Genomic DNA, 26,074 nt, shown 5'->3' on the forward strand with positions numbered 1-26,074 from the left:
TATGTTCTGCGGTCAAGCACGGCAAAGACTTCCCGGCTGGGAGCGATTACAGCTAGCCTGTCCGCGCGGCGTACCTCATCGGTCGCCGCCGCCCGATCCGAAGGAGCCTCCTCGATGCCCGGAACCGCCGACGCACACGCCGACCGCGCCGTGACCGCCACCGTCCGGCATACCCCCTGGGAGCGCGAGCGGCGCGAACCGCCGATGAGCACCGTCGAGGACCCTCACTCGCGCTACCGCCTGACCGACCGGTGCGTCCTCCGCGACGGCGTGCCCTTCGTCCCCGTCTCGGGCGAGTTCCACCTCACCCGCGTCCCGCGCGAGCGGTGGGAGGAGCGGCTGCGACTGATGCGCGCCGGCGGAGTGAGCGTCGTCTCGTTCTACGTCATCTGGATCCACCACGAGCCCGCGCGGGGCGAGCGCCGCTTCGACGGCGACCGCGACGTCGCCGCGTTCGTCGACCTCTGCGCCGAGGTCGGGCTCGACGTGATCCTGCGGATCGGCCCGTGGGCGCACGGCGAGGTCCGCAACGGCGGCTTCCCCGACTGGGTGCAGGAGGCGCCCGTGCGGCACCGCACCGACGATCCCGAGTACCTGGCGCTCGTCGAGCCCTGGTTCGCCGCGATCGGCGAGCAGCTCGCGTCGCGCTGCGGACCCGACAGCCCGGTCGTCGCGATCCAGCTCGAGAACGAGCTGTACGACCAGCCCGAGCACCTGCGCACCCTCAAGCGGATGGCGCGCGCGGCCGGCCTCTCGGCTCCGATCTGGACCGCGACCGGCTGGGGCGGAGCCGACCTGCCCACCGACGCGGTGCTGCCGGTCTTCGGCGGCTACCCCGACGGCTTCTGGCTCGATCACGACCAGCCGTGGGACGACACGTTCCGCGAGCACTTCCTCTTCTCGCACGTCTGGGACGACCCGGGCATCGGCGCGGACCTCCGTCAGGGCGTCGCCCTCGAGGCTCCGCGCACCCCGTCCGAGCTCTACCCGGCGGCGACCTGCGAGCTCGGCGGCGGCATGGCGCTCGCGTACCAGCGCCGACCGCGTGTGGAGGCGCTCGACGTCGCCGCGGTCGCGCACGACAAGATCGGCAACGGCTCGGCCTGGCAGGGCTACTACATGTTCGCCGGCGGCCGGAATCCCGGGCCCGGCCTGCAGGAGTCGCAGGCGACCGGCTACCCGAACGACCTGGCGGTCTACGACTACGACTTCCGCGCGCCGATCGGAGCGACGGGGCGCACCGCCGCGAGCTTCGGGCTGCTGCGCCGCCAGCACGCGTTCCTCGCCGCCTTCGGCGCGACGCTCGCCGAGATGCCCTCGAGCCTCCCCGACGTCCGGCCCGAGGGCGTGCGCGACTCCACCACGCTCCGCTGGGCGCTGCGCAGCAACGGCACGAGCGGAGTGGTCCTCGTCACCTGGCACCAGCCGTACGAGCCCCTCGAGGAGCACCCGGGCGTGCGCTTCGAGGTGGTCCTCGACGAGCGGACGGTCGTCTTCCCGGACGAGCCGGTGCGGATCCCCGTGGGCACGATCGCGCACTGGCCGGTCGGGCTCGAGATCGCCGGCGCGCGGCTGGAGTGGGCGACGGCGTCGCTGTTCACGGTGCTGGGCGGCGAGCGGCCGACCCTGGTGCTGATCGCGGAGGAGGGGATCGCTCCCCGGCTCCGCTTCGCGGACGGCACGGCGCTCGCGGTCGACGGGTCCGCGATCGACGGCGTCCACGTCGACCTCGACGGTGCCGAGCCGGTGCTCGTCACCGCCGACGGAGCGCTCGACGTGCTCGTGCTGCCCGCCGCGGTCGGGGCGGACGCATGGGCGCTCGAGGGCGACTCAGGGGTGCGGCTCGTGCTCAGCGCGGAGCCGGTCTGGACGGACGCGGACGGGCGGCTCGTCTCGGACGGCGCCGCGGTGCGCCCCGCTCCGCGCGAGTACCGCGACGGCGCGTTCGAGGAGCTGCCCGGCTCGATCGCGGCACCCGGGGCCGACTCGGTCCGCCCGGTCGACGCGCACGAGCTGCGCGCCGCCGGCTCGCCCCCCGACTCCTACGGCGGCCTCGACGGCCGGGCCGCGGCTCCCCGCGACGCCGGCTTCGCCGAGCACGCCTCGGCGCACCGGCTGCTGCTGCCGCCCGCCTCGGAACACGCCGTCCGCCGCGAGCTCGAGATCGACTGGGCGGGAGACGTGGCGCGCGTCCTGGTCGACGGAGTCCTGCGCGCGGACCGCTTCTGGAACGCCGACGGCTGGGTGCTCGACCTCGACGACCTCGGCGTCGGAGCCGACTCGGAGGTCGTCGTCGAGATCCTGCCGCTCCCGCGCGCGGCCGAGGTCGGCCTGCCCGCCGACGCCCAGGCCCTGCGCGCCGCCGTCGACGGCGACCTGCACGAGCTGGGCGCCGTCCGCGTCGTCGACACCTGCCGCTGGACCCAGGCCTGAGTGGAGGCGCCACCATACACGATCGTCGATAGACTGTCGGGGTGAGGATCGAGGCGGGGCAGGTGCTGAAGGACGCGCGTCGACGCGCCGCCCTCTCGCAGGGTGAGCTCGCTCGGCGTGCCGGCGTCGCTCAGAGCATGATCAGCGCCTACGAGAATGGTGCCCGCGAGCCGACTCTGCCCACTCTCCGGCGACTCCTCTCCGCCGCCGGTTTCGGGCTCGCTCTGGCTCTCGAGCCGGAGCCGACGGACCCCCTCTCGGGGCCGGTCGGACTCCGGGTGCGCGAGCACCGCGTGCGGATGCGGAGCGTGCTGCGCGAGCGGGGGATCGTCGGTGCGCGGATCTTCGGCTCCACGGCCCGCGGCGACGATCGCCAGGACAGCGACGTGGACCTCCTCGTACCGGTGCCGAGCGGAACGGGTCTGATCGCCCTGCTGTCGCTGCGTCGTGAGCTGGAGGAGATCGTCGGGGCCCCGGTCGACCTGGTTCCCGCCGACGGCCTCAAGGAGGACCTCAAGCGCTCCGTCGACTCCGAGTCGATCCCCCTGTGAGCAGGATCCCTCTCCATCGCCTGCAGGACGTCCTCGAGGCGCTGTCGGCGATCGAGCAGCATCTCGCCCGCGGCGACCTCGGCGACGGCCTCGTGTTCGACGCGGTGCGGATGCGGCTGGTCGAGATCGGTGAGGCCGTCAAGGACCTGCCGGCCGATCTGCCGGCGACGGAGTCGGGGACGCCCTGGCGCGACATCACGGGGATGAGGGACTGGCTCGCGCACCACTACTTCGATACGACGCACGCGGTCGTCCGCGCGACGGTCGAGTCGGAGCTTCCGGCGCTGCGCGCGGCGATCGAGCGGATGCACGCGCGGGTCGCCCCGGACGATGGGGCCTGACGACCCTCAGGCCGCCAGGAAGCGGTCCGCCGTCCGCAGCGACAGCGCCATCGTCGCCAGCGCCGGATTGGCGATCAGTGCGCTCGGGAAGACCGAGTTGTCGCAGATCCAGAGGTTCGGCACGTCGAAGCTGCGCCCGTCGGCGTCGACGACCGCGTCGTCGCGGTCCTCGCCCATGCGGCAGGTGCCGAGGGTGTGCGCGGTGCGCGCGAGCACCCTCGTGCTCGTCGCTCCGGCGGCCTCGACGATCGCGGTCAGCGTGCGGATCGCGTGCCGGTCGATCGCGTCCTCGTTCGAGCCCGGGGAGAACGAGATCACAGCCTTGGGCACGCCGTGCTCGTCGAGCTCGCCGGTCAGCTCGAGGCGGTTGCCGTCCGACGGCAGGCACTCGGCGTTGATGCCGACCCCTGCCAGGAAGCGGTAGCCGTCGAGCGCGTCCATCAGCTCGCGGCCCCACAGTCCGCCGCCGCGCACGAGCGTCGTCGCGAGGGTCAGCGGCATCACGCCGAGGCTCTGGACGAGGTACCCGCCCGCGAAGTCGGCGTCGGCCGGCCGCACGGTGTCCTCCGAGATGACGGAGGAGGGGTAGCCGCGGTAGCTGCGCATCTCGCTCTCGAAGGTGCCCCAGACCTGCGTCGCGCCGTGCGCGAGGAAGTTGCGGCCGACCTGGCCGCTGCTGTTCGCGACTCCGGTGTGCAGGAGCAGCCGCGGCGTCTCGACGCCGCCCGCGCAGAGGAACAGGGCGGAGCAGCGCTGGCGCCGCTCGACGCCCTCGGACGTGTAGAGGACGGCGCTCACCCGACCCGCCGCGTCCAGCTCGATCCCGTGCACGAACGCCTCGGCGCGGATCTCGGCGCCCGCGCGGACGGCCGCGGGCAGGTAGGTCGTGTCCATGCTCGCCTTGGCGCCGGTGCGGCAGCCTGGTGGCACTGCCCGCAGTTGACGCAGGCGGGCCGCTCGCCGTGGTCCGGCTGGTGCCGGCTCGCGCTGAGGACCGCGGCGGGGGCGTCGACCGCCCGCATCCCGAGCTCGGCGCACCCGCGCAGCATCATGTCGGCCGACGCGTTGCGGTCGACGGGGCCCTGCAGGTAGCGCCGTGACGGGTCCCACGGGTAGTCGGCGGGACCGGAGACGCCGATCGCCGCCTCCACGGTCTCGATGTACGAGGTCAGCTCCGCGTGCGCGATCGGCCAGTCGCGGCCGAGCCCCGACTCGGTGCGCAGGCGCAGGTCGCGCGGATCGGGACGCGGGGTGAACGCGCCCCAGTGCAGCGTCGATCCGCCCACTCCGCGCCCGCTGTTGTTCGGGCCGAAGGCGGTGGGGGCGTCGCCGCCGCTCAGCCGCTCCTGCATCCAGTTGATCTCGGTCGCGACGGTCTCGTCCGAGGTGTGGTTCCGGCCGTCGAAGTGCGGGCCGGCCTCGAGCGCGACGACCCGCAGGCCGCGCGCCGCGAGCGAGGCCAGCAGCGGCGCTCCTCCCGCGCCGGTGCCGACGACGACGGCGTCGACCGTCTCGTCGAGGTCGAAGCGGCGCATGCCTGTGGTGTTCATCGCGGGCTCCTCGCCGTGGGCTCCCAGTCCTCGCGCTGATCCGCTCCGAGCGAGTGGAATCCGGCGAGGGGGAGGGTGTCGCCGCCGGACGCGTAGCCGTCGTAGCCGACGCGGGCCATGCTCGCCGGGTGGGCGAGCCACTGGCGCACGAGGTCGACGCGGCAGTCCTCGAACCAGGCGGTGAGCTGCTCCGGAGTCAGGGCGCCGGCGGCAGCGGAGCCGTCGGCCACCGCGGACAGCCGGCCGTCCTGCTCCCCGGGCGTCAGTGCCGCGAACCCGTCGAGGGAGTCCAGGCCCAGGCCGTAGGCGATCGGGTCGGCGGGCAGCACGGCGTTCCGCCAGCCGTCGCCCTGCCCGTCGGCCAGCTGGGCGTCGACGCGGGCCGCGAGGTCGATCCGGCCGCCGTCCTGCGGCACGACCCGGTCGGCGATCGCGCGCAGGGTCACTAGCTGGGCCGGAGTGAGGACCTCGGGCGAGTAGTGCGGGTCGTCGGCGAGCAGCCGCTCGGCCAGCAGGGCCCGCACACGGGTGGAGGTGCGGGCCGACGCGATGGCGCGCGAGGCGTCCACGAGCACGACGGGCCCGGTCCCCGCCCGCTCGCCCCAGAACGCGCGGATCGCGGCGGCGGCACCCGCCGCGTCCTCGAGCCGGAGGGTCGGGAGCCGTCCGGCCACCACCCCCGCGGAGCCGCCGAGCAGCACGAGTCCGGCGAGGCCGAAGAGGCCCGAGCGCCCCGCGAGCGTGCGCGAGGCGACGAGAGAGGCGACCGCGCAGCCGCGTCCCTCTCCCGCGATCAGCCAGCGGGTCGCGCCGTGGAAGGCGACGGCGCGCACGACGTCCTGGACCGCGGAGTCCGGGTCGCCCGCCTCCAGCGGCACGACGTCGAGCAGATCGCGCAGCTCCGGGGCGAGGCCGCCGGCGACCGGCGAACCCTGCTCCCGCACGACGAAGAGGGTGGCGTGCGCGAGGTCGGCGCTCGACGGCATGGGGCTCCAGGTGAGCGGGCGTGCCGGGGGGCACGGAGGGGGGAGTGGGCCCGCGCGCTCGGAACGGCGCCGGACCCCCATGCGACCACAGCGCCGCCGCCCGTGTTGACCCTTGCGGCCGGCCGCCACTCGTGCATCGCGCCGGGCCGGACCCGTGTCGCCCGCGGCTCCGCCGGCGATGCCGGAGCCTCAGGGTCGCGCAGGCCGATCGCGGACCCGAGCGTCGTCCGCACGACCGGCCCGGGCGGCGCGCGGCGCCGCCGGGCTCACGCCCGCTCGACGCCGTCCAGGGCCTCCGCCTCGGCGATCCGCAGGCGCATCTGCCGGTAGCGGTGGAACTGGTAGACGCCGTGCAGCACGGCCAGCAGGAGGGCGGCGGCGATCCCGGCCGCGATCGCGCGCGGCTCGTCCCCGCCGCCCCCGGCCAGCGCCAGAGCGACTCCCGCGCCGGCGACGATCGAGTTCACGACTCCGATCGCCGAGGACACGGTGAAGAAGATGCCGCGCCAGCTGCGCCTCCGGCCGATCTCGAGCAGCTCGTTCGGGGCGTGCGGCCCGCGCGGCATCGTGAAGTAGCCGCCGGCGCCCGGCAGCAGAGTGCCGTAGTAGCGGCGGATGCGCTGGATCGCCGTGAGTGCGGCGATGTCCTCCATCGAGGTCTGGACGAGCCTCTCGTAGGTGAAGAGGCCCAGCAGGACGACGACCGGGATGATCACCGCCAGGAACCCGCTCGCGTACGGGGTGGGCGCGAGGAAGCCGAACGCCACGAGCGAGCTCGACAGCATCGTCAGGTAGAGGGAGGCCCTGCTGCTCGACTCGGTCACGGTGATGCCCCGGGCCGACTCCAGGACGAAGTGCTCGGTGACCAGCGCGGTGAGGAACGCGGCGGGCCGGTCGGGGAGCGAGGCGGCCGACACGGCCGCCTCGGGTAGTGGATCCGACGGCGGTGGCTCCTCGCCGTCGAGGAGATCGCCGGGCTCGGGGGTCACGACGGCCGCCTCCCGCTCGCCCGGCCGCCCCGGAGCCCGGAGAGCGGAGCGCCGAGACGGGCGGAGGGCAGCGCGCGGGCCGTCACGACGTCTCCTGCCGGGGACGGTGGTCGCGACGCCCGCCGCTCCTCGTGGCCGCCCCGGAACCGCATCAGCTTCAGGCACAGGTGCAGTGCACTGCGGGCGAGGCCGTCGTCGAGCGCGGCCCGGACGGTCGGCGGCAGGTTGTCCAGCCGGTAGTAGAGCGTGGTGCGGTGGATGTGCAGGATCGCGCACGCCTCGCGCGCGCTGCCGCGCACGTCGAGGTAGGCCTCGACGGTCCGCCGCTGGACGTCGTCGCTGTTCTCGAGCAGGGTCGCCGCCGCGGGCGACAGCAGCGCGAGCTGGGAGCTGTCGGCGGCGACGGAGGACAGGAGCACCCAGGCTCCCAGGTCGGCGATGTCCCCGCGGTCGCGGCCGTCGGGCAGCGCGCTGACGATGCTCGCGGCGAGCGAGGCGTGGTCGGCGGTCGGGCGGAGATCGTCGTCCTCCCTCCGGTGGCGCGCCGACCCGATGGCGAGGACCCGCGCGCCCTGGCGGTGCGCCTCGGCGCGGACCAGGGCGTCCGTCTCGTCCGCCTGGTCCGATCCCGGCTCCTCCGTGCCGACCAGCAGCAACATCCGCCGCTCGTCGCCCAGGAGCACCAGGCCGGAGTCGTCGAGGCGGCGGGCCACGGACGCCCTCCGCGGTGCTCCGCCCGCACCGTCGAGCAGCACTGCGCGGACGACGGTGCCCTGGTCGCGTCGCAGCCAGTGGTGCTCGACGGCCTCGGCGAACGACGCCCGGCGCCGGCCCACGTCGGCCGACAGCAGATCCGCGAGGAGCTCGGCGCGCCGGACGCCCGTGGAGTCCGGGGCCGAGGGGCTCAGGATGCGGCGGACCGTGTCGACCGCCGCGCTGATGAGCGAGTAGTGCTCGGGGGTCAGCGGCGGCAGCCGGTCGTGCCCGACGCGGAGGACCGCGAGCCGGCCGCGGGGGTCGCTGACCGGGAACACGCGGCACTGGCGGGCGTCCGGAGTGCAGAGGCGGAGGGACTCCTCCGGGAAGTGCGACGGCGAGCCCCGACCGATCGGGCGTCCGGCGCTCGAGGCGAGGAGGCGGGCGCGGGGGTCCTCGATCGCGATCGGCCGCCCGAGTGCCCCGGCGAGCTCGTCGACCACGTCCTGCAGGGTCATCGGCGGTGGTCAGGAGGAGGGGTCATGCGGCGATCCTCGTGGACCGTCCCCTCCACTAGCGTGACCCTCGCAGGGCTCCCTTCGCTGCCGTGCGCCGCGATGCCCCGCTCCCGTGCCGCTCGTCCTCCGGGCGGGCGGATCCGGCGCGATCCGGCCGAGGAGAGCGGGACGCGCAGCCTCGCTCAGGCGTCGAGCGCCCACTTCGGCCGGACCCAGTGGCAGGTGTAGCCGCCGGGGTGCTTGCGCAGGTAGTCCTGGTGCTCCTCCTCGGCGTCCCAGAACTCGCCCGCCGGCTCGACCTCGGTCACGACCGGGCCGGGCCAGCGTCCGGACGCGTCGATCTCGGCGATCGTCTCGCGGGCGACGCGCTCCTGCTCGGGGGAGAGGACGAGGACGACGGAGCGGTACGCGGTGCCGATGTCGTTGCCCTGACGGTTCTTCGTCGTGGGGTCGTGCACCTGGAAGAAGAACTCGAGCAGGTCGCGGTACGACAGCTGCTCGGGATCGAAGTCGATCTCGACCGCCTCCGCGTGGTCGCCGTGGTGGCGGTAGGTCGCGTTCGGCGTGCTGCCTCCGGCGTAGCCGGCCCGGGTGCCGAACACCCCGGGCATGTCGCGGAGGAGCTCCTGGAGCCCCCAGAAGCATCCGCCGGCGAGGATCGCGCGCTCCTCGGCCATCAGGCGCCGACCGTCGAGTGGGGCGCGGAAGGCGCGGAATGCCGGGACGTCGGGGAGAGCAGTGGATCGGTCATGGGATCAGTCCACCACGGACGAGGCGGGCCCGGTGCGTGCCGCAGGACTCTCCGAGCAGCGCCACCCTGACCCTCCGACGGCCACGCTCGGGCGAGGGCCGGTGGTTACCGTGAGGGTCGTGGACGACGGACCGGATGTGCCGCGGGAACGGGACCGACCGCGGGCGGCCCTGTGGGTCCGGACCCCCGCCGTGCTGCTCGACCGGCACCTCCGGGTGCTGTGCGCGACTCCTCTCGCGCGGGCGCTCTCCCCCCACTTCCTCGAGGGGGCCGACCTCGCCCGCTCCACCTTCCTCGAGGCGCGCCACCTGCAGGACCTGCCCTGCTGGCGGGAGGCGGCGGAGCAGGTGACGGCGCTGCTGAGCGCCTCGCTCGATCGGCACGAGGGTGATCGGGAGTTCCGGAGCATCGTGGGCGAGCTCTCCGTGAGCAGCCCCGCCTTCGCCGCGGCCTGGGCCGCTGAGACTCCAGTGAGGGGGAGCGGATCCGTCCGCTTCCTGGACACCGCCGTCGGCACCGTCCCGCTGGACTACCGCCTGGTGCGTCCCCCGCAGGACGGCGAGCACACGCTGCTCCTGTTCGAGCCCGCCGACGACGCGGCCCGGCGCGCGCTCGAGCGTCTCGCCGTCACGGTCCGGGAACCGCCGCGTTCTGCGTGACGTGCGCCTCCGACCGTCGAGCAGCGGGCCGGAGCGACGCGAAGTGGTCGACCGCCGCGGCGGCGGGTGACCCCGGCCGGGCGAGGTACGTCACGACGAAGCGGCCCGGTGCCACCGCCGATTCGAACGTCTGCATGTCGAAATCGAGCCAGCCGAACGGGACGACGTCGATCCGCAGCGCCCTCTGCGTGATCGGCCGGACCTCGTACTCGGCCCAGACCGACCGGAAGAGGCGGTACCGGACGGAGCACTCGCCCACGATCTCCCGCAGGCGCGCGTCGTCGGGATCGCTGTAGAACCGCAGGGCCGCGATCAGCTCGCGGAAGATGCTGTCCCACACCTCGAGCTGGTCCGCCGGGATGCCGTCCTCGCGAGCACTCGCGTACCCCTCCGCGACCGAGAGGAGCAGGTTGGCCCCCGGCACCCCCTTCTCCGGGGCGATGCACCGCAGGAGGTCGTTCGTCGCCAGGACGTCGAGGTTCCGGTCGAACGCGAACGCCGGGGTCATCGGCCAGTGCTCGAGCAGCGCCTCCATGGACGGATGAGGGCGCGAGGAGGCGCCCAGCGGAGGGAGCGGCCTGGCGACCCGGAACAGGTAGGCGCGCTCGAACTCGTCGAGGTCGAGCGCCTGGGCGAGAGCGCTCAGCACCTGGTCGGAGGGCGTGATGTCGTGCCCCTGCTCGACGCGGAGGTAGTAGTCGCGGCTGATCCTGGCGCGATCGGCGACCTCCTCCCGACGCAGACCAGGGACCCTCCGCCGGGTTCCGGCGGTCGTCAGCCCGATCCGCTCCGGTCGCAGCGCCGCCCGCCTGGCGCGGAGGAAGTCGGCGAGGGGAGTGCGGCTGCTCATCGTCTGACTCCGTCGGAGGATCCGCCGGATCGAGCGGCGGTCGGCTGGGGGCGATCCGATCCGCCTGCTCCGCGATCGCGCTCCGGGCTCGAGCATCGACCTGCGAGAGGTCGGCCTCGGGTCGGCTCCAGTATGGCTCCCTCCGGCCCGATCGTGAGAGCGCTCCCGCCCTGTCAGCGCTCGAGGATCGACGGCGACGGACATGCGCCCGGCCTCCGGCGTCACTCCGCTGCGCTGACACCGCCGGCCCGACTCGGGGAGGTCGTGCTGGGGAAGTAGTGCCGTTCGAGCGGCTCGCCCTGCACGTGGGTCAGCGCGGCAGCGCGGATCTCTCGGTCGCGGCCGGTGAGGCGCTGGGTCTCCTGCCGCCGGAACTCGCCCCAGGACGGCACCAGGAACGTCTCCAGCTGCAGGCCGGCCTCCTCGCCGCTGCGGTAGAGGGCCCACCTCGAGGCGCCGGTGCGTCGACGAGAGCTCTCGACGCGCCGCATCGCGGTGCGGAACGCGGCGAGGGAGTCGGTGTCGACCCGGTAGGAGACGGTCACCAGCACAGGCCCGTCCGCGGGCTCCGGCTCGGACACCAGGGTGGGTGTGGGCCACGACATCGAGATGCTGCGATCGATCCTCCCCGTCCCCGGCAGGAGGGGGAGCATCCGCACGCTGACCGCCACCACGAGCAGCAGTCCGGCCGACGCCGTGTAGGCGATCGAGGTGCCCAGCGCCTGCGCGGCCAGACCCCAGCCGATCGAGCCGACGGCCATCGCCCCCATGAAGACGAAGAGGTAGACCGAGGCGCCGCGGGACCGCACCCACTGGGGCAGGGTGAGCTGGAGGGCCGCGTTCAGCACGGTGAGGGTGCCGATCCAGGCCAGCCCTGCGAGCACGAGCAGGAGCAGCGTCGGCGCGAACGGGAGGAGCGCCGCGGCGAGGGTGCCCGCCGCGAAGAGCACGGCGCTCGTCGTGATGACGACGTTGTCCGAGAATCGGCGCCGAGCCGACGGCAGGGCGAAGACGCCGATCACGGCACCGGCGCCGAGCGCAGCGAGGAGGAGGCCGTACCCGCTCGAGTCGAGCTGGAGCCGCGTCGCGGTGAGGGGCAGGAGTGCCCAGAGGGCGCTCGCAGGCAGGGCGAAGAGCGCGGACCGGAGCAGGATGCGGCGGACGAGGTGCGCCGAGGCGACGTACCGGATCCCCGCCGCCAGCGCCGCGCCGAACCGCTCGCGGTCGTCCAGGCCGGTCTGTGCGGGCCGCTTCCACCAGAGCAGCGCGATCACGGCGAGGACGAAGCTCAGCGCGTTGATGCCGAAGACGACGGGGGCCCCGAACGCCGACAGGACGACTCCGGCCAGTGCGGGGCCGACCGCTCGAGCACCGTTGACCGTCACCCCGCCGAGAGCGGACGACGCGGCGATCATCTCGCGGGGCACGAGCTCCGGCTGGATCGCCTGCCAGGCGGGAGACGTCAGGGTGGAGGTGATGCCGAGCAGGAAGGTGAACGCGAGGATCGTCCACGGCGACAGAGCGCCGACGGCCGCCACGACGGTCAGGGCTGCGGCCAGCAGCGCGCTGGCCGACGTCCCCCAGATCAGCAGCCGTCGCCGGTCGAGGGAGTCGGCCAGGACGCCCGCCGGCAGGGCGACCAGGAGCGAGGGCGCCAGGCTCGCCGTCTGCACGAGGGCGATGACGACCGCGCCCGCCGCGGCCTCGACCAGGTACCACTGGGCTCCGACGGTCTGCATCCACGTGCCGATGTTGCTGCCCAGCTGGGCGAGCCACAGCACCCGGAACGCGGTGATCGCCAGGGGCGCCCAGGCCGACGGCCGAGCCGGAGGAGGTGAGGCGGGGGAAGGCATGCTCGGACCCTACGAAGCCCCACCGGTCCGCGCACCGCCGAGCTCGGAGGACTCGACAGATGACGGAACCGGGCTCCTCCGCCGTCCAGCCTCGTCAGCACGACGAGCGCAGGTGCCCCCGGAGTGTCCGGGGGCACCTGCGCAGCACGGGTGCCGGTGCCGCTCCCGCTACTCCCGGATGAACGCCAGCAGATCGGGGTTGATGACGTCGGCGTGGACCGTCAGCATGCCGTGCGGGTAGCCCTCGTAGATCTTCAGCGTGGAGTTCTGCAGCAGCTCGTGCTGCTTCAGTGCGGCGTCCTCGTAGGGCACGACCTGGTCGTCGTCGCCCTGCATCACGAGGACCGGCACGGTGATGGCCTTCAGGTCCTCGGTCTGGTCGGTCTCGGAGAACGCCGCGATGCCCTCGTAGTGCGCGAGTGCGCTGCCCGTCATGCCCTGACGCCACCAGTTGGCGATCACCGGCTCCGAGACGGTCGCGCCGGGTCGGTTGAAGCCGTAGAACGGGCCGGAGGCGACGGCCTGGAAGAACTCGGCCCGGTTGGCCGCCAGGGCCTCGCGGAAGCCGTCGAAGACCGAGATCGGCGTCCCTTCCGGGTTGGCCTCCGTCTGCACCATGAGCGGGGGCACCGCCGACACGAGGACCGCCTTCGCCACGCGGCCCTGCGGCTCGCCGTACTTCGCGACGTAGCGGGCGACCTGGCCGCCGCCGGTCGAGTGGCCGATGTGGACCGCGTTCCGCAGGTCGAGGTGCTCGACGACCGCGTTCACGTCGCTCGCGTAGTGGTCCATGTCGTGGCCCGTGCCGACCTGGGTCGAGCGCCCGTGCCCGCGGCGGTCGCTCGCGACGACGCGGTAGCCGTGCGCGTGGAAGAACAGCATCTGCGCGTCCCAGTCGTCCGAGGACAGCGGCCAGCCGTGGTGGAACACGATCGGCTGCGCGTCCGCGGGCCCCCAGTCCTTGTAGTAGATCTCCACGCCATCGTCCGTGGTCGTGAACGGCATGATTCAACCTCCGTGGTCAGGTCGACGCCGAGCCCGGCCCGGGTCGAGTGCAGGGTCATCCCTCTCCCAGGGGTGGGAGCGGTTCCACGCTAACGGCGGGCCTCGGCGGGGCCGGCGGTGCGGATCGATGTTCCTACTTTTGTCCAGACCGCTCCTCGCGGCCGTCCACCGGGTTCAGCGCGTCCGCAGCGCCTCCAGCAGCGCCGCCGGCGTCTCGGGGTCGCGCAGGCTGATCGCGAACTCGCGCTCGCGCGTGGTCCGCACCACCAGCCCGGGGCCCGCGTTCAGGATGAGCGCCGAGCGGCCCGGCATCATCCGGTAGCCCCAGCCGCCCCACTCCGCAGGCCGCAGGTCGGCCGTGCCGACCGAGGCGATCGTCTCGAGCGGGATGCGGCGAAGCGGGATCCCGAGCACTCGCGACACCACGCGCAGCCCGCGGCGGTCGGCGGTGACACGCAGCCGGGTGAAGCCGAGGACGAGGATCGCGCTCGCACCGAGGACCACGGCCATCGCGATCGCGGGGCCCGTCGAGCCCTCGGCGAGCAGCGTCGACACCGCGACGGCCGCGGCGAGCACCAGGACGACTCCGACGACCGCGAACACCCGGCCGGTGACGGTGTGCGACCAGGCGCCCGACTCGGAGTCGCCGAGCGCCATCCGCTCGACGCGCGTGCTCGACGCCGAGCGGCTGCGCGGAGCGAGGGCGCCCGGCACCACCGCGTAGGCGAGGCCGCCGAGCAGCACGAGCAGCCAGCCGCCCAGCCGCGCGCCCTCGGCCGAGCCCGCCGCCAGCGTCGTGCCGACCGACGTCGCCCCAGGCCGAGGCGCCGAGGCCCGCGACCAGTCCGAGGCACGAGAGCAGCATCCGCGATCCGTGCCCGAGCAGCGCGGCGACGACCCCCGCCACCGCGGGGGCACCGGAGAGGACGAGTGCCAGGGCCAGCAGCGCGCCGACCGGCGCGGTCTCGTCGGCGGCGCCGGTCGAGGACCAGTGCGAGGCGAGGACGGGCGGCACGTCGAGCGCGACCCGCGAGACGAGCACGGCGATCGAGGGCAGCAGGAGGGAGGCGGCGGCCAGCAGGGAGCGGGAGCGGTCGGTCACGGGGTGGTCCTCTCGATCAGGCGGATGAGCTCGGCCGAGCCGATCCCGCTGCGGCGGGCCTCGGCGACGAGCTGGTCGACGAGTGCGGTCACCCGCACCAGGCCGGGGCCGGCGGATTCCGCGATCCACGCGCCCCGCCCGCGACGCATCTGCAGGAGGCCGTCGTCGCGGAGCGCCGCGTAGGCGCGGAGCACGGTGTGCATGTTGATGTCGAGCGACTCGGCGAGCTCGCGGGCCGGAGGCAGGCGGTCGCCCGCCGAGAGCGCGCCCTCGGCGACGGCCGTGCGCACCTGCGCCTCCAGCTGGTCGGCCAGGGAGCGCGGCGAGGAGTGGTCGACGCGGAACAACATGTTTGCAATGTTAGTAGAACAACTCTCGCCGCGCCAGGGTCGTGGTTCAGTGGGACAGCGCCAGCGACACCGCAAGCACGACCATCACGACCGCGACTCCCGCATCCAGCACCCGCCACGCCGTCCGGCTCCGGAACAGCGGACGCAGTGCCCGCGCTCCGAAGCCCAGCGCCGTGAACCACAGCACGCTGCCCGTCGCCGCCCCGACCGCGAAGAACCAGCGTTCGTCGCCGTGCGTGTTCGCGACGGACCCCAGCAGCACCACGGTGTCGAGGTAGACGTGCGGATTCAGCAGCGTCAGCGCCAGGCAGGTCGTGATCGCCGTCCGCAGCGAGGTCGACGCGCCCGCCGGGTCGCCCTCGAGTGTCCCGGGGCGCAGGGCGCGCTTCGCGGCGAGGAACGCGTAGCCGAGCAGGAACGCGATGCCGCCCCAGCGGATCACGACCAGGAGCCACGGCGCCGACTCGAGCACCGCGCCGATGCCCGCGATGCCGAGCACGATCAGCGCCGCGTCGCAGAGCGCGCAGATCGCCACCACGGCGAGCACGTGCTCGCGCCGCAGCCCCTGCCTGAGCACGAAGGCGTTCTGCGCGCCGATGGCGATGATGAGCGAGAGGCCGAAGCCGAGGCCGGACACGGCGGCGAGGAGGGGGGACACGCTCCGACGCTAAGACGCTCCGACGATGTAGACCAGCTCATGCTCCTTCAGTACCGTAAGCAGAACTGATGCTGACCGACGACCTCGACCTCTCCCGCCTGCGCGCGCTGGCCGCGGCCGTTCGGCACGGCTCCTTCGACGCGGCCGCCCGCGCTGCACGTCACCCCCTCGGCGCTCAGCCAGCGGATCAAGGCGCTCGAGACCGCGGCCGGCCGCGTGCTCCTCGTGCGCTCGCGGCCGGTCGTCGCCACCGAGGCGGGCGCCGGGCTCCTGCGCCTGGCCCGTCAGATCGAGCTGCTCGCCGAGGACGCCGTGCGCGCCCTCGGCGGCGACGAGGCGGAGGGGGCCGGCCCGGTGCCCCTCGCGCTGGCCGTCAACGCCGACTCGCTGGCCACCTGGGTCCTCCCCGCGCTCGCAGGCGTGCCCGGCGCGGTCTTCGAGCTGCACCGCGAGGATCAGGAGCACACGACCGCGTTCCTCCGCGACGGCACGGTGATCGCGGCGGTCACGGCCGAGTCGGAGGCGGTGCTCGGCTGCTCCGTCGCCCCGCTGGGCGTCATGCGCTACCGGGCGATGGCCGCGCCCGCGTTCGCCGAGCGCTGGTTCCCCTCGGGCGGGCTCGAGGGGCTCGCCGAGGCGCCCGTCGTCGTCTTCGAGAGAAGGACCGCCTGCAGGAGCGCTTCCTCGCCGCCCACGCGCCCCGAGCGGCGCCGCCCCGGCACCGCGTGCCCGGCTCGACCGACTTCGAGGCGGCCGTGCGGCTGGGTCTGGGCTGGGGCATGCTGCCGGAGCTCCAGGCGCCGGTCGGCGACCCCGGCCTCGTCGCGCTGGGCGGGGACCCGGTCGACATCCCCCTCTACTGGCAGCAGTGGTCGCTCCGCACGCCGAGCCTCGACGCGGTCGCCGCCGCGATCGCCGAGGCCGCCCGCGCGAGCCTGCGCTGACGGTGCGTCAGACCGCGAACACGTCGCGCAGCGTCACCGTCTCGAGCGAGCGCGCGACCAGGATGTCGACCAGCTGCGCGTAGACCTGCGTCACGGGGTCGAAGTTCGCGTGCCCGATCACGATGCGCTGCGGCTGGAACCACTCGTCGGCGAAGGCGAGCACCTGCTCCGGGGCGATGCGGCCGGAGTCGGAGAGCGAGCCGTACCAGAGGGTGGTCGCCGTGTACCCGATGCCCGCCGCCGCGGCCCGGCTCGCGGCGTCGGTGTAGCCGAACGGCGGCCGGTAGAACGGCGCGGCCTCGACTCCGTAGGTCGAGCGGATGAACTCGCCGTTGCGGCCGAGCTCCTCCTGCACCCCGTCGGGGCCGAGGCTCGTGAGATCGACGTGCGACCAGGTGTGGTTCGCGAGCTGCACCTGGCCCGAGGCGACGAGCGGAGCGAGCGCCGGCGCGCACGCGGTCCACGAGTCGTACTGCCCGTTGAGGAAGAAGGTGAGGCGCGTGCCGGTGTCCTCCGCGAACTGCGCGTAGGCGGAGACGACCTCGGTGTCGGCGCCGTCGTCGACGGTCCAGGCCATCGCGCTCCCGACGCCGGGCGGCAGCTCGCTGATGATCCCCTCGGGCAGCGGCATCCGGATGCGGACCGGCTCCGGCGTCGCGGTCGCGGTCGGGACCGGGCGCGGCGGGAGCGTCGGCGGGGGAGTGGGAGTCGGAGTGGCCGCCACGGGCACCGCCGTCAGCGGCGCGGACCCCGGGTCGGCGGTGCAGCCGCTCAGTCCGACCGCCGCCGACGCGATCCCCAGCAGCAGCGCGCGGCGCCTCAGCGATTCCATGGTCCCCCCTCGAGAGCGCGCCGATCCCCCGGAGCGCCCGAGCGACCGTACCGTGCCGGCGCGCGCCCCCGCACGAGGAGCGCGCGGCGCGGCGGGGTGGTGCCTGCGCGTGCCCGGCGCGAGGATGGAGCCATGTCTGGGAAAGCACTTTCCGTCGAGGAGATCGTCGACGGGCGGCATCCGCTGCGCAGCGTCGTCGGCCTGCTCCGGAGGCGTCCGCGCCGGATCCTCGCCGCCGTCGCCTTCTTCGCGGTGAAGGACACCCCGCTCTGGTTCCTGCCCGTCGTCACGGCCCAGGTGATCGACATCGTCGTCGCGGGCGGGCCGAGCGGCGGCCTGCTCCTGTGGTCGGTGATCGCCCTGGTGCTGCTCGCGCAGAACTACCCCAACCACGTCATGTTCGTGCGGCTGTTCATGGGCACGGTCCGCGACATGGGCGCGGATCTGCGCAAGGCCATCGCGAACCGCCTGCAGCTGCTCTCGATCGGCTTCCACGCCCGGGCGAACAGCGCGATCGTGCAGACCAAGGTGGTCCGCGACGTCGAGAACGTCGAGACGATGCTGCAGCAGACCGCGAACCCGCTGCTCTCGGCCGTGATGGTGCTGATCGGAGCCGTCACCATGACGGCGATCAACGTGCCGGCCTTCCTCCCCGTCTACGCCCTCGCGATCCCGCTCGCCGTGCTGCTGCGACGGATCCTGCAGCGGCGCAGCATGCAGCGCAACGAGCAGTTCCGCCGCGAGGTCGAGCGGTTCTCGGCCACCGTCGGAGCGATGGCCACCCTCATGCCCGTCACCCGCGCGCACGGACTCGAGCAGACCGCGGTCCGCACCGTCGCCACCGGCGCCGAGGGGGTCCGCGAGGCCGGCTTCGAGCTCGACCTGCTCAACGGGCGCTTCGCCTCGCTCTCCTGGGTGAGCCTGCAGCTGCTCGGAGTCGGCTGCCTGGTGCTCGCCGCGTGGGTCTCGATCTCGGGGTGGCTGCCCGTCACCCCCGGCCAGGTCGTGCTGCTGAGCAGCTACTTCGCGCTCCTCACCTCGTCCATGACCAATCTGCTGATGCTGCTCCCGCTCGCGGCGCGCGGCTTCGAGTCGGTCCGCTCCATCGCCGAGGTGCTCGAGGACCCCGACCTCGAGCACAACGAGGGCAAGCGCGCGGTCGGCCGCGTCACCGGGCGCATCACGCTCCAGGGCGTCGACTTCCGCTACGGCGACGACGGACCGGCCCTGCACGGCATCGACCTCGACCTGCGCCCGGGCGAGACCGTCGCCTTCGTCGGCGCCTCCGGATCGGGCAAGTCGACCCTGTTGAACGTGGTCCTCGGCTTCCTCCGGCCCACGAAGGGCCGGATCCTGCTCGACGGCGTCGACATGGAGACCCTCGACCTCCGCACCTTCCGCCGCTCCGTCTCGGTGGTGCCGCAGGAGTCGGTGCTCTTCGAGGGCACGATCCGCGACAACATCGCCTACGGCCTCGGCGAGGTGCCCGACGAGCGGATGGAGGCGGCGCTGCGCGACGCGAACGCGTGGGAGATCGTCGAATCGCTGCCCGACGGCTGGGACTCGGTTGTGGGGGAGCGCGGCGCCCGCCTGTCGGGCGGCCAGCGCCAGCGCCTCTCGATCGCCCGTGCCCTCATCCGCGACCCCCGCGTGCTGCTGCTGGACGAGGCCACGAGCGCCCTCGACCCGGAGTCGGAGGCGCTGATCAAGGACGCGCTCGGCCGGCTGACGGCGGGCCGGACGACGCTGGTCGTCGCGCACCGCTTCTCGACCATCCGCTCCGCCGACCGCATCGTCGTGCTCGAGCGGGGCCGCATCGTGGAGTGGGGCTCGCACGACGAGCTGCTCGCCGTCGACGGGCACTATGCGCGGATGCACGCGGCGCAGTCGGGGTGAGAGGCTCGTGCTCTTGCAGCCCGCGGGCCGCGTCGCCTAAGCTACTCAGGTTGCGTGCATCTGCACGCGCTTGCGTGCTGCCCCTGCGGCGGAGGCCCCGGCCTCCGCGACCGGTGGGCGGTGTGCCGACAAGTGACCTTGGGTGGGTCGAGCGGGGCCGAGTGCCGCGTGCGCCCCACGGTAACCACACATGGAGGAAACCATGGCAGCAGTCTGCCAGGTGACCGGAGCCGTTCCCGGCTTCGGACACGCCATCTCGCACTCGCACCGGCGCACCAAGCGCCGCTTCGACCCGAACGTGCAGAAGAAGACGTACTACGTCCCGTCGCTCCGCCGTAACGTCACCCTGACGCTGTCGGCCAAGGGCATCAAGGTCATCGACGCCCGTGGCATCGAGTCCGTCGTCAAGGACATTCTCGCTCGTGGGGTGAAGATCTAATGGCAAAGCAGCAGGACGTCCGTCCCATCATCAAGCTCCGTTCGACGGCAGGCACCGGTTACACCTACGTGACCAAGAAGAACCGTCGCAACGACCCCGACCGTCTCGTGCTGAAGAAGTACGACCCCGTAGTGCGCAAGCACGTCGACTTCCGCGAGGAGCGCTAGAAATGGCCAAGAAGAGCAAGATCGCCCGCAACGAGCAGCGCAAGGTGATCGTCGACCGCTACGCCGCCAAGCGCCTGGAGCTCAAGAAGGCTCTGGTCGACCCGGCCGGCACCGACGAGACCCGCGAGGCCGCCCGCGTCGGCCTCCAGAAGCTCCCCCGCAACGCCTCGCCCGTCCGCGTCCGCGGCCGCGACGCCGTCGACGGCCGCCCCCGCGGCAACCTGTCGAAGTTCGGCATCTCGCGTGTCCGCTTCCGCGACATGGCGCACCGCGGCGAGCTGCCCGGCATCACGAAGTCCAGCTGGTGATTTCCGGCGCGCAGCGCCGGTAATCACCAGGCGTTGCTGCGCTCACACGGAAAGGGCCTCGCGATCTCACGATCGCGGGGCCCTTTCCGTGTTCCCGTGCTCGGAGTGCCGTCGGCACTCCTCGCCGCAGTCGGCTCCTCGAGGTGGTCGCGTTCCGCGGAGCGTCCAGCGTCCGCTCCGCGGAATCGCTTGGCACGCGATCACTGTGCTCGTGTGCTCGAACCGCACTCGGCGGTTCTCGCCGCGGTGGGCTTCTCGAGGTGGTCGCGTTCCGCAGAGCGTCCTGCGTCCGCTGCGCGGAATCGCTTGGCACGCGATTCCGCGATGCGCTCGACCTTGCGCGACGGGGTGCAGGTTCACAGCTCGCGTTCCGCGTCGCTCGTGGGGGTCGCGTCCCTCCTCTCGGTCGAGAGAGACGCGCCGTCGCCGGAGTCGGGGCGCGGGCGGGTCTCGTCCGTGCGGTGGGGGAGCCCGATCCGTCACGAACGGTCGTCGCGGGGGATCGATCCGTCACCGGAGGCCGCTCCGCGCGAGTCTGCGCGGCCTTACACGACGGATCGGCGCCGCCCGGCACGTCCTACCGCCCGGCACGCGCGGGTAAAATCGAGCGCATGAGCACCCCCAGCCTGCCCAGCGTCGCCGAGATCGCGGCGCTCATCGACCACGCGATCCTGAAGCCCGAGCTCACCCGCGCCGAGGTCGACGCGCAGCTCGACGAGGCCGCCGCCTCGGGCGTGTTCAGCGTCTGCGTCCGCCCCTCCGACATCGCGCACGCGGTGCGCCGCCTCGAGGGCTCCGGAGTCCTCGTCGGCACCGTCATCGGCTTCCCGCACGGCACCACCTCCACGGCCGCGAAGGTCGCCGAGTCGCGTCAGGCCCTGGCCGACGGTGCGAGCGAGCTCGACATGGTCGTCAACATCGGCCGCCTGCGCAGCGGCCTGCTGCAGGACGTCGAGGACGACGTCCGCGCGGTGGTCGACGCCGCCGACGGCCACGTCGTCAAGGTGATCCTCGAGACGAGCCTCCTCGACGACGAGCAGGTCGTCGCGGGCAGCGAGGCGTCTGAGCGCGCTGGCGCCGACTTCGTCAAGACCGCCACCGGCTTCGCGGGCGGCGGCGCCAACGAGCACGACCTGCGCCTCATGCGCGGCGCGGTGTCCGACGCCGTCCAGGTGAAGGCCTCCGGAGGCGTCCGCGACCTCGACACGCTGCTCGCGTACCGCGAGCTCGGTGTCACCCGCTTCGGCACGAGCGGATCGGCGACGATCCTCGGCGACCTGGCCGCGCGCCTCGACGGCGACGCCTCGGCCGCGCGCGTCGACTCCGCCTCCTACTGACGGTGGCCCGCCGCGCCGCCGGGCCCGTCTCCCGGTGGATGGAGTACACCCGCCGTCCGCTCGAGGAGAGCGCCCGCGCCCTCAAGGAGCGGGTCTACGCGACGTTCACGGGTCTCGCGGTCGTCATGATCTACGCCGTCGACGACCACCCCGACGCCGGCCACGCCCTGCGGAGCCTCGTGATCTCGATCATCGGCATCTCAGCGGCGGGATTCACGGCCGAGGTCATCGCGCACCAGGTCACCCACGCGGCGCTCCCGTCCCGCGCCGAGCTGCGCACGATGCTCCGGATCGCGGCGGGCGCGCTCGCCTCGGCGTCGCTGCCGGTCCTCGCCCTGCTCGCGGCGGTGCTGGGCTGGATCGAGGCGACGACGGCCCTCTGGATCGGCGTCGGCGTCTACGCCGCGGTGCTCGCCGCCGTCGCGCTGATCGCCGTCGGCCGGGCGGGCCTCACCTGGCGGCAGGGCCTGATCTCGCTCGCGATCCTCCTGGGCCTGGGGGCGCTCGTCGTCGGCGTGCTCGCCCTCGCCCACTGATCCGCGCGTAGGCTCGGGAGCGATGTCGTCACGCACCCGGGTCGAGCTCGGCCGCCGAGAGGATCTGGGCGCCGACTGCGCGAACTGCTTCGGGCTCTGCTGCGTCGCCCTCGCGTTCTCGCGCTCGAGCGACTTCCCCGTCGACAAGCCGGCGGGCGATCCGTGCACGAACCTCGACTCCGAGGACGGCTGCACGATCCACCGCCGACTCCGCCCCGAGGGCTTCGTCGGCTGCACGGTCTTCGACTGCTTCGGCGCGGGCCAGAAGGTCTCGACGCACACCTTCGGCGGTGTCTCGTGGCGGAGCGACGCGGCGGTGCGCGAGCGGATGTTCGCCGTGTTCCCGCTGGTCCGCCGACTGCACGAGCTGCTCTGGTACCTCGACGTCGCGCTTGCGCTCGAGGTCGACGCGGCTCTCGGCGACGCCGTGCTCGGCCGCTTCGAGGCGGTGCACGCACTGACGCTCGCGTCGCCGGAGCAGATCCTCGCCGCCGACGTCGACGGCGAGTTCGCCGCGTCCCGCCCGCTCCTGATCAACGCGAGCGCGACCGCCCGCGCCGGGGTGCGCGCCGGCTCCGACCGCCGCCTCGTGCCCGGTGCCGATCTGCTCGGCGCGGACCTGCGCGGAGCGGATCTCCGCGGCGCCGACCTCCGCGGAGCGCTGCTGATCGCGGCCGACCTGAGCCGCGCCGACCTGCACCGCTGCGACGTGCTCGGAGTGGACCTCCGCGACGCGGACGTGTCCGGCGCCGACCTCTCGGGCGCGCTCTACCTCACCCAGGCGCAGGTCTCGAGCGCGCGCGGCGACGCGGCGACCGTGCTCCCTCCGCACTTCGAGCGCCCCTCGCACTGGTCCAGCACGACCGCCCCCGACCGCCCGCGCACGTCAGGACGACGCCCCGCGGGACCACGCAGAACAGGACGACGCCGATGACCTCCTCCCCGATCCGGTTCGCGATCGTCGGCTCCGGCTGGCGCACCGGCTTCTTCCTCCGCCTCGCCCGCGACGTGCCGGAGTCGTTCCAGGTCACCGGGATCCACTCGCGGTCCGCGCGTCGCGACGCGGTCGCCGCCGAGTGGGGCGTGCCCGCGTTCGGCAGCGTCGACGAGCTCGTCGCGCACGGCGACCCCGAGTTCGTGCTCGTCGCCGTGCCCGTCGAGGTCGCGTCCGGGATCACGGCCGACCTCGTCCGGCGCGGGATCCGGGTGCTCGAGGAGACCCCTCCGGCCCTCGACGTGCCCGCGATGCGGCGGATGTGGGACGAGGTCGGCGGGTCCGACCTGGTCCAGGTGGCCGATCAGAGCCTGTTCATGCCGGCGCACTCCGCACGCTGGCGGGCGGTGCGCTCGGGCGTCATCGGCACCCCGACCCAGGTGCAGGTCTGCTCGAACCACCTGTACCACGCGGTCTCGATCATGCGCGGGCTGCTCGGCGACCGGGGCGGGCCGACCCGCGTGAGCGCGCGCGATCTGCGCGCGCCGCTCCTGGATCCGCTGACGACGCACGGCTGGACCGATGCGACCGAGGCCGAGGAGCGGACGACCACCCTGGCGACCCTGGACTTCGGCGACGGCCGGTCGGGTCTCTACGACTTCACCGACAACCAGTGGTTCAGCCCGCTGCGCCACCGCCGGCTCACCGTGCGCGGCTCGCACGGCGAGATCGACGGCGACAGCGTGGTGCGGATGGCGGCGCCGCGCTCGGTCGTCGAGTCGCGGATCACCCGCCGGCAGACGGGGATCGACCACAACCTCGAGGGCTTCCACCTCGACACGATCGCGCTCGACGGCGAGGTGCTGTTCCAGAACCCGCACCCCGGCGCGCGGCAGTCCGACGAGGACATCGCGGTCGACGCGCTCGTCGCCGCGACCGGCGCCTGGGCGAGGGGGGAGGGGCCGGCGCCCTATCCGCTCGCGGACGGGCTGCAGGACCACCTGCTGGGCCTCGCGATCCGGGAGTCGGCCCAGGCGGGCACGGACGTCGTCACCGGGCGCGAGCCCTGGGCCGACGCGCTCAGCCGTCCGTCGGTGTTCCGCTGATCCCGGCGCCGTCCGACCCGTCGTCGGCGGGCACGCCCTCGATCACCTCGCGCTGCAGCAGGTGCGCCCCGCTCCAGCACTCGATGATGCAGCGCGGGAACGCCTCGCGATCGGGCGAGCGGAGCCACACCGTCGCGGCCTCGCGCGCCCACGCCTCGGAGGCGTAGACGCCGATGACCTCGGTGCGGTCCTCCCAGGGGGAGGCCGTCGACAGGACGAAGTGGGCGCCGGACATGGGGCCACGCTAGCGCCCCCGGGGCGCGGAGGATCGACGCGGATCAGCCGATCGTCTCGCGGAGCCGCTCGTTCAGGGCGCTCAGGGCCGCTGCCAGCTCGCCGTGGTCGGCTCCCGGCAGCACGCCGCCGCCCTGCTCGAGGCTGCGGCGGAGCAGGGCGATCTCGTCCTCCGGCAGCCGTCCGGCGGCCAGCAGGCCTTCGAGTGTCGCGAGGACCGCCACGAGGGCGACGGCGTCGTCGACGTCGAGTGGCCGGGTGCAGGCGTTCTGCATTCGATGCTCCTGTTCGCGATCCGGGTCCGGGGATCCTGTCGTTGGTCGTGCAGACGGACGCCCGCCGCGAGCGGCGGGGCGTCCGGGAGGGTGGGGTGTCAGTTCTTGAAGACGTCCTTGACGTCCTCGCCCGTCTTCTTGAGGTCGGCGGCCTGCTGGTCGCGGCGGCCCTCCTCGGCCTTGCGCTCGTCGCCCTGGACGTTGCCGAGGGCCTCCTTCGCCTTGCCGGCGAGGTCCTGAGCGGCGTTCTTGATCTTGTCGTCGAGTCCCATGAGGGTGTCCTTCCGTCGGTGTTCGTGCGGTGGCGTGGTGGTGAGGGGGCGCCTAGGCGACGCGGGGCTCGGCCTCGGGGGCGTCGTCCTCGGGGATGTGCACGTCCTGGACGGTCACGTTGATCTCGGCGACGTCCATGCCGACGATCTCGCGGATCGCCTCGGCGACGGCGGAGCGCACGCCCTCGGCGACGCCCTGCAGCGCGGCCGGGTACTCGGCGACGATCACGACGTCGGCGGCGACCTGGCGCTCGCCGACCTCGACCTTGACGCCCTGGCTGCGGTCGTCGTTGCCGATGGCGCTGCGGAGCGCGCCGATCGCTCGGGCCGCTCCTCCGCCGAGGGCGTGGACGCCGGGGACCTGACGGGCGGCGATGCCCGCGACCTTCGCGATGACGGCGTCGTCGATGACGGTGCGTCCGACTCCGGTGCCCGTCGTGGTGGTCGCGTTGCTGTCGGCCATGATCTCCTCTTTCGCGTGGTGCCCGATCCGGTCGATCGGGGCGGTCTGCGAATAGGACGCGATGACGTCCGAGAACGTCACGGTGCTCGGCGGCTCGTCCAGGGAACTGCCAGAGAGGCGCCGTTCATCCCTCACCGCGCGGTCGTGCGCTCCAGGAACTCCAGGGTCCGCTCGAGCGCCACCCGAGCGTCGGGCAGGTCGAAGTCGAACTGGTACTCGTGCCCCAGCTGCGCCTCGTGGCCCTCGCCCCAGAAGAGCTCGGTCACCGGGACGCCGAGGGTGCGGAGGTGCGCGGCGAACGGGCGCGACTGGCGGGCCGTGAGAGCGTCCGCGTTCCCTCCGCTGATGAAGACCGGCGGGAACCGCGGAGTGACGTGGTCGATGGTCGACATGTGCAGCCCGGCCGTCGACTCGGACCAGTTGCGCCGGCCCGTGTAGGCCCAGAGCGCGGCGCGGAACGCCCAGCCGGCGACTCCGGTCACCTTCGACACCCCGGTCAGGTCGAACACGCCGCAGTGCAGGATCAGGGCGCGCAGGGCGTCGACGGGGAGCGTGGTCGTGAGCCCGGCGTCGCGCGCGTAGGACGGGTTCGTGATCGCGGTGGCGAGCTGGCTGGCGAGCTGGGCTCCCGCGGAGTCGCCCGCCAGCACGATCCGATCGCGGGCGATGCCCAGACGCCCGGCGTGGCGGCGGAGGTGCTCGAGTGCGGCGAGCAGCTGGCGCGGCGCCGTCGGGTAGGCCGACTCGGGGCCGCGGCCGTAGTCGAGGCCGACCGCCGTGTAGCCGGCGGCCGCGAGCATGCGCAGGTAGGGCTCCACGTCCTGCCGGTGCCCCGAGATCCAGGCCCCGCCGTGGATCCACACCACGGTCGCGCGCGCTCCGGCGCCGGCCGAGCGGAAGACGTCGGCGGTGGTGGCGGGGGCGCCGTCGCGGGCGGGGACGATCTCGGCGACGCGGCCGATCCCCTCCGGGACGAACGGCCGCATGGTCTCGGCCGTGCGCCGCGCCTCGCGCTCGAAGACGGTGCGGATCGCGAGGG

The 26,074-nt window shown here is 73.6% G+C and carries 31 protein-coding genes and 1 pseudogene; 14 read left to right on the forward strand and 18 right to left on the reverse strand.

Annotation, left to right across the window (positions count from 1 at the left end; all coding sequences use genetic code 11):
- Positions 1-114: 114 nt before the first annotated feature.
- Genes B0T42_RS05750 through B0T42_RS05760 form a run of 3 tightly spaced genes read left to right on the forward strand, consistent with a single transcriptional unit; the run spans position 115 to position 3,325 of the window.
- The gene (locus tag B0T42_RS05750) at positions 115-2,433 is read left to right on the forward strand and encodes a beta-galactosidase (protein WP_236720142.1); all 2,319 of its coding nucleotides are present in this window, start codon (positions 115-117) and stop codon (positions 2,431-2,433) included.
- A gap of 41 nt (positions 2,434-2,474) precedes the next feature.
- The gene (locus B0T42_RS05755; protein WP_201788491.1) at positions 2,475-2,984 is read left to right on the forward strand and encodes an XRE family transcriptional regulator; all 510 of its coding nucleotides are present in this window, start codon (positions 2,475-2,477) and stop codon (positions 2,982-2,984) included.
- Positions 2,981-3,325, forward strand: a complete 345-nt coding sequence (locus tag B0T42_RS05760; protein ID WP_077222305.1) for a HepT-like ribonuclease domain-containing protein — start codon at positions 2,981-2,983, stop codon at positions 3,323-3,325. Before B0T42_RS05755 ends, B0T42_RS05760 begins: the two co-directional genes overlap by 4 nt.
- 6 nt (positions 3,326-3,331) lie before the next feature.
- Here the strand turns inward: B0T42_RS05760 and B0T42_RS21075 are convergent, their stop codons facing one another.
- From B0T42_RS21075 to msrA, 6 genes are all read right to left on the reverse strand, one after another.
- Positions 3,332-4,219, reverse strand: coding sequence for a GMC oxidoreductase (locus B0T42_RS21075; RefSeq protein WP_236720143.1), 888 nt, complete (start codon positions 4,217-4,219; stop codon positions 3,332-3,334).
- Positions 4,120-4,875, reverse strand: a complete 756-nt coding sequence (locus B0T42_RS21080) for a GMC family oxidoreductase (protein ID WP_236720144.1) — start codon at positions 4,873-4,875, stop codon at positions 4,120-4,122. Before B0T42_RS21080 ends, B0T42_RS21075 begins: the two co-directional genes overlap by 100 nt.
- Positions 4,872-5,861, reverse strand: a complete 990-nt coding sequence (locus B0T42_RS05770; protein ID WP_077222306.1) for a gluconate 2-dehydrogenase subunit 3 family protein — start codon at positions 5,859-5,861, stop codon at positions 4,872-4,874. Before B0T42_RS05770 ends, B0T42_RS21080 begins: the two co-directional genes overlap by 4 nt.
- Positions 5,862-6,127: 266 nt before the next feature.
- Positions 6,128-6,850 carry a hypothetical protein gene (locus B0T42_RS05775; RefSeq protein ID WP_077222307.1) on the reverse strand — a complete coding sequence of 241 codons (723 nt, stop codon included), beginning with the start codon at positions 6,848-6,850 and terminating at the stop codon, positions 6,128-6,130.
- Positions 6,847-8,064: a PucR family transcriptional regulator gene (locus tag B0T42_RS05780; RefSeq protein ID WP_077222308.1), complete on the reverse strand. Its 1,218-nt coding sequence runs from the start codon at positions 8,062-8,064 to the stop codon at positions 6,847-6,849. Before B0T42_RS05780 ends, B0T42_RS05775 begins: the two co-directional genes overlap by 4 nt.
- Positions 8,065-8,246: 182 nt before the next feature.
- Entirely contained in the window at positions 8,247-8,741 is a 495-nt protein-coding gene (gene msrA / locus B0T42_RS05785) for a peptide-methionine (S)-S-oxide reductase MsrA (protein ID WP_077222309.1), read from the reverse strand.
- A 193-nt stretch (positions 8,742-8,934) separates the two neighbouring features.
- Between msrA and B0T42_RS05790 the strand changes: the two genes are divergently transcribed.
- Positions 8,935-9,474, forward strand: a complete 540-nt coding sequence (locus tag B0T42_RS05790) for an MmyB family transcriptional regulator (protein WP_139344430.1) — start codon at positions 8,935-8,937, stop codon at positions 9,472-9,474.
- Here B0T42_RS05790 and B0T42_RS05795 read toward each other — a convergent pair.
- The 6 genes from B0T42_RS05795 to B0T42_RS05820 all read right to left on the reverse strand — a co-directional run bounded on the left by B0T42_RS05795 (position 9,443) and on the right by B0T42_RS05820 (position 15,292).
- Positions 9,443-10,324, reverse strand: coding sequence for a helix-turn-helix domain-containing protein (locus B0T42_RS05795; RefSeq protein WP_158078050.1), 882 nt, complete (start codon positions 10,322-10,324; stop codon positions 9,443-9,445). The genes B0T42_RS05790 and B0T42_RS05795 overlap by 32 nt on opposite strands.
- A gap of 221 nt (positions 10,325-10,545) precedes the next feature.
- Complete coding sequence (locus B0T42_RS05800) at positions 10,546-12,177, reverse strand: MFS transporter (protein ID WP_077222312.1); 1,632 nt, start codon at positions 12,175-12,177, stop codon at positions 10,546-10,548.
- A 168-nt stretch (positions 12,178-12,345) separates the two neighbouring features.
- Positions 12,346-13,182 (reverse strand): alpha/beta fold hydrolase, encoded by an 837-nt coding sequence (locus B0T42_RS05805; protein ID WP_077222313.1) that lies wholly within the window; start codon positions 13,180-13,182, stop codon positions 12,346-12,348.
- A gap of 174 nt (positions 13,183-13,356) precedes the next feature.
- On the reverse strand, positions 13,357-14,100 hold the full coding sequence (locus tag B0T42_RS05810) for a hypothetical protein (protein WP_139344431.1): 744 nt from the start codon (positions 14,098-14,100) through the stop codon (positions 13,357-13,359).
- A 180-nt stretch (positions 14,101-14,280) separates the two neighbouring features.
- Entirely contained in the window at positions 14,281-14,634 is a 354-nt protein-coding gene (locus B0T42_RS05815; RefSeq protein WP_077222315.1) for a GntR family transcriptional regulator, read from the reverse strand.
- 46 nt (positions 14,635-14,680) lie between these two features.
- Entirely contained in the window at positions 14,681-15,292 is a 612-nt protein-coding gene (locus B0T42_RS05820; RefSeq protein ID WP_077222316.1) for a LysE/ArgO family amino acid transporter, read from the reverse strand.
- 186 nt (positions 15,293-15,478) lie between these two features.
- On the opposite strand from B0T42_RS05820, the pseudogene B0T42_RS22260 reads away from it, so the two are divergent.
- Both B0T42_RS22260 and B0T42_RS22265 read left to right on the forward strand, forming a co-directional pair.
- Positions 15,479-15,901: pseudogene (locus tag B0T42_RS22260) on the forward strand (ArgP/LysG family DNA-binding transcriptional regulator); the annotation flags it as partial.
- Between the two features lie 116 nt (positions 15,902-16,017).
- Positions 16,018-16,236: a hypothetical protein gene (locus B0T42_RS22265; protein ID WP_342418209.1), complete on the forward strand. Its 219-nt coding sequence runs from the start codon at positions 16,018-16,020 to the stop codon at positions 16,234-16,236.
- Between the two features lie 7 nt (positions 16,237-16,243).
- Here B0T42_RS22265 and B0T42_RS05830 read toward each other — a convergent pair whose 3' ends face one another.
- Entirely contained in the window at positions 16,244-17,068 is an 825-nt protein-coding gene (locus B0T42_RS05830) for a polysaccharide deacetylase family protein (protein WP_094742687.1), read from the reverse strand.
- Positions 17,069-17,200: 132 nt separating this feature from the next.
- On the opposite strand from B0T42_RS05830, the gene B0T42_RS05835 reads away from it, so the two are divergent.
- The 8 genes from B0T42_RS05835 (at position 17,201) to B0T42_RS05870 (ending at position 23,791) form a co-directional block, all read left to right on the forward strand.
- On the forward strand, positions 17,201-18,964 hold the full coding sequence (locus tag B0T42_RS05835) for an ABC transporter ATP-binding protein (protein ID WP_077222317.1): 1,764 nt from the start codon (positions 17,201-17,203) through the stop codon (positions 18,962-18,964).
- 202 nt (positions 18,965-19,166) lie between these two features.
- A complete protein-coding gene (gene rpmB, locus B0T42_RS05840; RefSeq protein ID WP_055786157.1) occupies positions 19,167-19,403 on the forward strand; it encodes a 50S ribosomal protein L28 in 237 nt (78 codons plus the stop codon).
- A complete protein-coding gene (gene rpmG / locus B0T42_RS05845) occupies positions 19,403-19,570 on the forward strand; it encodes a 50S ribosomal protein L33 (RefSeq protein ID WP_027692168.1) in 168 nt (55 codons plus the stop codon). Before rpmB ends, rpmG begins: the two co-directional genes overlap by 1 nt.
- A 2-nt stretch (positions 19,571-19,572) precedes the next feature.
- Positions 19,573-19,878 (forward strand): 30S ribosomal protein S14, encoded by a 306-nt coding sequence (gene rpsN, locus B0T42_RS05850; protein WP_077222318.1) that lies wholly within the window; start codon positions 19,573-19,575, stop codon positions 19,876-19,878.
- A 611-nt stretch (positions 19,879-20,489) separates the two neighbouring features.
- Positions 20,490-21,215 carry a deoxyribose-phosphate aldolase gene (gene deoC, locus B0T42_RS05855; protein ID WP_173892304.1) on the forward strand — a complete coding sequence of 242 codons (726 nt, stop codon included), beginning with the start codon at positions 20,490-20,492 and terminating at the stop codon, positions 21,213-21,215.
- A 2-nt stretch (positions 21,216-21,217) separates the two neighbouring features.
- On the forward strand, positions 21,218-21,751 hold the full coding sequence (locus B0T42_RS05860; protein WP_077222319.1) for a hypothetical protein: 534 nt from the start codon (positions 21,218-21,220) through the stop codon (positions 21,749-21,751).
- Between the two features lie 22 nt (positions 21,752-21,773).
- Entirely contained in the window at positions 21,774-22,685 is a 912-nt protein-coding gene (locus B0T42_RS05865) for a pentapeptide repeat-containing protein (protein WP_077222320.1), read from the forward strand.
- Complete coding sequence (locus B0T42_RS05870; RefSeq protein WP_077222321.1) at positions 22,682-23,791, forward strand: Gfo/Idh/MocA family protein; 1,110 nt, start codon at positions 22,682-22,684, stop codon at positions 23,789-23,791. Before B0T42_RS05865 ends, B0T42_RS05870 begins: the two co-directional genes overlap by 4 nt.
- Here the strand turns inward: B0T42_RS05870 and B0T42_RS05875 are convergent.
- The 5 genes from B0T42_RS05875 to B0T42_RS05895 form a co-directional block, all read right to left on the reverse strand.
- A complete protein-coding gene (locus B0T42_RS05875; RefSeq protein WP_077222322.1) occupies positions 23,766-24,026 on the reverse strand; it encodes a hypothetical protein in 261 nt (86 codons plus the stop codon). The two genes, B0T42_RS05870 and B0T42_RS05875, sit on opposite strands and share 26 nt — an antisense overlap.
- A gap of 43 nt (positions 24,027-24,069) precedes the next feature.
- Positions 24,070-24,300: a hypothetical protein gene (locus tag B0T42_RS05880; protein ID WP_077222323.1), complete on the reverse strand. Its 231-nt coding sequence runs from the start codon at positions 24,298-24,300 to the stop codon at positions 24,070-24,072.
- Between the two features lie 98 nt (positions 24,301-24,398).
- Positions 24,399-24,572, reverse strand: a complete 174-nt coding sequence (locus B0T42_RS05885) for a CsbD family protein (RefSeq protein WP_055786180.1) — start codon at positions 24,570-24,572, stop codon at positions 24,399-24,401.
- A 52-nt stretch (positions 24,573-24,624) separates the two neighbouring features.
- The gene (locus B0T42_RS05890; protein ID WP_446737359.1) at positions 24,625-25,116 is read right to left on the reverse strand and encodes an Asp23/Gls24 family envelope stress response protein; all 492 of its coding nucleotides are present in this window, start codon (positions 25,114-25,116) and stop codon (positions 24,625-24,627) included.
- A 50-nt stretch (positions 25,117-25,166) separates the two neighbouring features.
- On the reverse strand, positions 25,167-26,074 hold a 908-nt coding region (locus tag B0T42_RS05895; protein ID WP_077222324.1), incomplete at its 5' end, for an alpha/beta hydrolase.

This window comes from Rathayibacter rhapontici (assembly GCF_001995175.1).
Classification (GTDB): Bacteria; Actinomycetota; Actinomycetes; order Actinomycetales; family Microbacteriaceae; genus Rathayibacter.

Bases quoted from the DNA above. Each gene is read 5' to 3' on its own strand.
- B0T42_RS05750 (WP_236720142.1), top strand. From the start codon at position 115: ATGCCCGGAACCGCCGACGCACACGCCGACCGCGCCGTGACCGCCACC.
- B0T42_RS21075 (WP_236720143.1), bottom strand. From the start codon at position 4,219: ATGGACACGACCTACCTGCCCGCGGCCGTCCGCGCGGGCGCCGAGATC.
- B0T42_RS21080 (WP_236720144.1), bottom strand. From the start codon at position 4,875: ATGAACACCACAGGCATGCGCCGCTTCGACCTCGACGAGACGGTCGAC.
- B0T42_RS05770 (WP_077222306.1), bottom strand. From the start codon at position 5,861: ATGCCGTCGAGCGCCGACCTCGCGCACGCCACCCTCTTCGTCGTGCGG.
- B0T42_RS05780 (WP_077222308.1), bottom strand. From the start codon at position 8,064: ATGACCCTGCAGGACGTGGTCGACGAGCTCGCCGGGGCACTCGGGCGG.
- msrA (WP_077222309.1), bottom strand. From the start codon at position 8,741: ATGGCCGAGGAGCGCGCGATCCTCGCCGGCGGATGCTTCTGGGGGCTC.
- B0T42_RS05795 (WP_158078050.1), bottom strand. From the start codon at position 10,324: ATGAGCAGCCGCACTCCCCTCGCCGACTTCCTCCGCGCCAGGCGGGCG.
- B0T42_RS05800 (WP_077222312.1), bottom strand. From the start codon at position 12,177: ATGCCTTCCCCCGCCTCACCTCCTCCGGCTCGGCCGTCGGCCTGGGCG.
- B0T42_RS05805 (WP_077222313.1), bottom strand. From the start codon at position 13,182: ATGCCGTTCACGACCACGGACGATGGCGTGGAGATCTACTACAAGGAC.
- B0T42_RS05815 (WP_077222315.1), bottom strand. From the start codon at position 14,634: ATGTTGTTCCGCGTCGACCACTCCTCGCCGCGCTCCCTGGCCGACCAG.
- B0T42_RS05830 (WP_094742687.1), bottom strand. From the start codon at position 17,068: ATGGAATCGCTGAGGCGCCGCGCGCTGCTGCTGGGGATCGCGTCGGCG.
- B0T42_RS05835 (WP_077222317.1), top strand. From the start codon at position 17,201: ATGTCTGGGAAAGCACTTTCCGTCGAGGAGATCGTCGACGGGCGGCAT.
- rpmB (WP_055786157.1), top strand. From the start codon at position 19,167: ATGGCAGCAGTCTGCCAGGTGACCGGAGCCGTTCCCGGCTTCGGACAC.
- rpmG (WP_027692168.1), top strand. From the start codon at position 19,403: ATGGCAAAGCAGCAGGACGTCCGTCCCATCATCAAGCTCCGTTCGACG.
- rpsN (WP_077222318.1), top strand. From the start codon at position 19,573: ATGGCCAAGAAGAGCAAGATCGCCCGCAACGAGCAGCGCAAGGTGATC.
- deoC (WP_173892304.1), top strand. From the start codon at position 20,490: ATGAGCACCCCCAGCCTGCCCAGCGTCGCCGAGATCGCGGCGCTCATC.
- B0T42_RS05865 (WP_077222320.1), top strand. From the start codon at position 21,774: ATGTCGTCACGCACCCGGGTCGAGCTCGGCCGCCGAGAGGATCTGGGC.
- B0T42_RS05870 (WP_077222321.1), top strand. From the start codon at position 22,682: ATGACCTCCTCCCCGATCCGGTTCGCGATCGTCGGCTCCGGCTGGCGC.
- B0T42_RS05875 (WP_077222322.1), bottom strand. From the start codon at position 24,026: ATGTCCGGCGCCCACTTCGTCCTGTCGACGGCCTCCCCCTGGGAGGAC.
- B0T42_RS05880 (WP_077222323.1), bottom strand. From the start codon at position 24,300: ATGCAGAACGCCTGCACCCGGCCACTCGACGTCGACGACGCCGTCGCC.
- B0T42_RS05885 (WP_055786180.1), bottom strand. From the start codon at position 24,572: ATGGGACTCGACGACAAGATCAAGAACGCCGCTCAGGACCTCGCCGGC.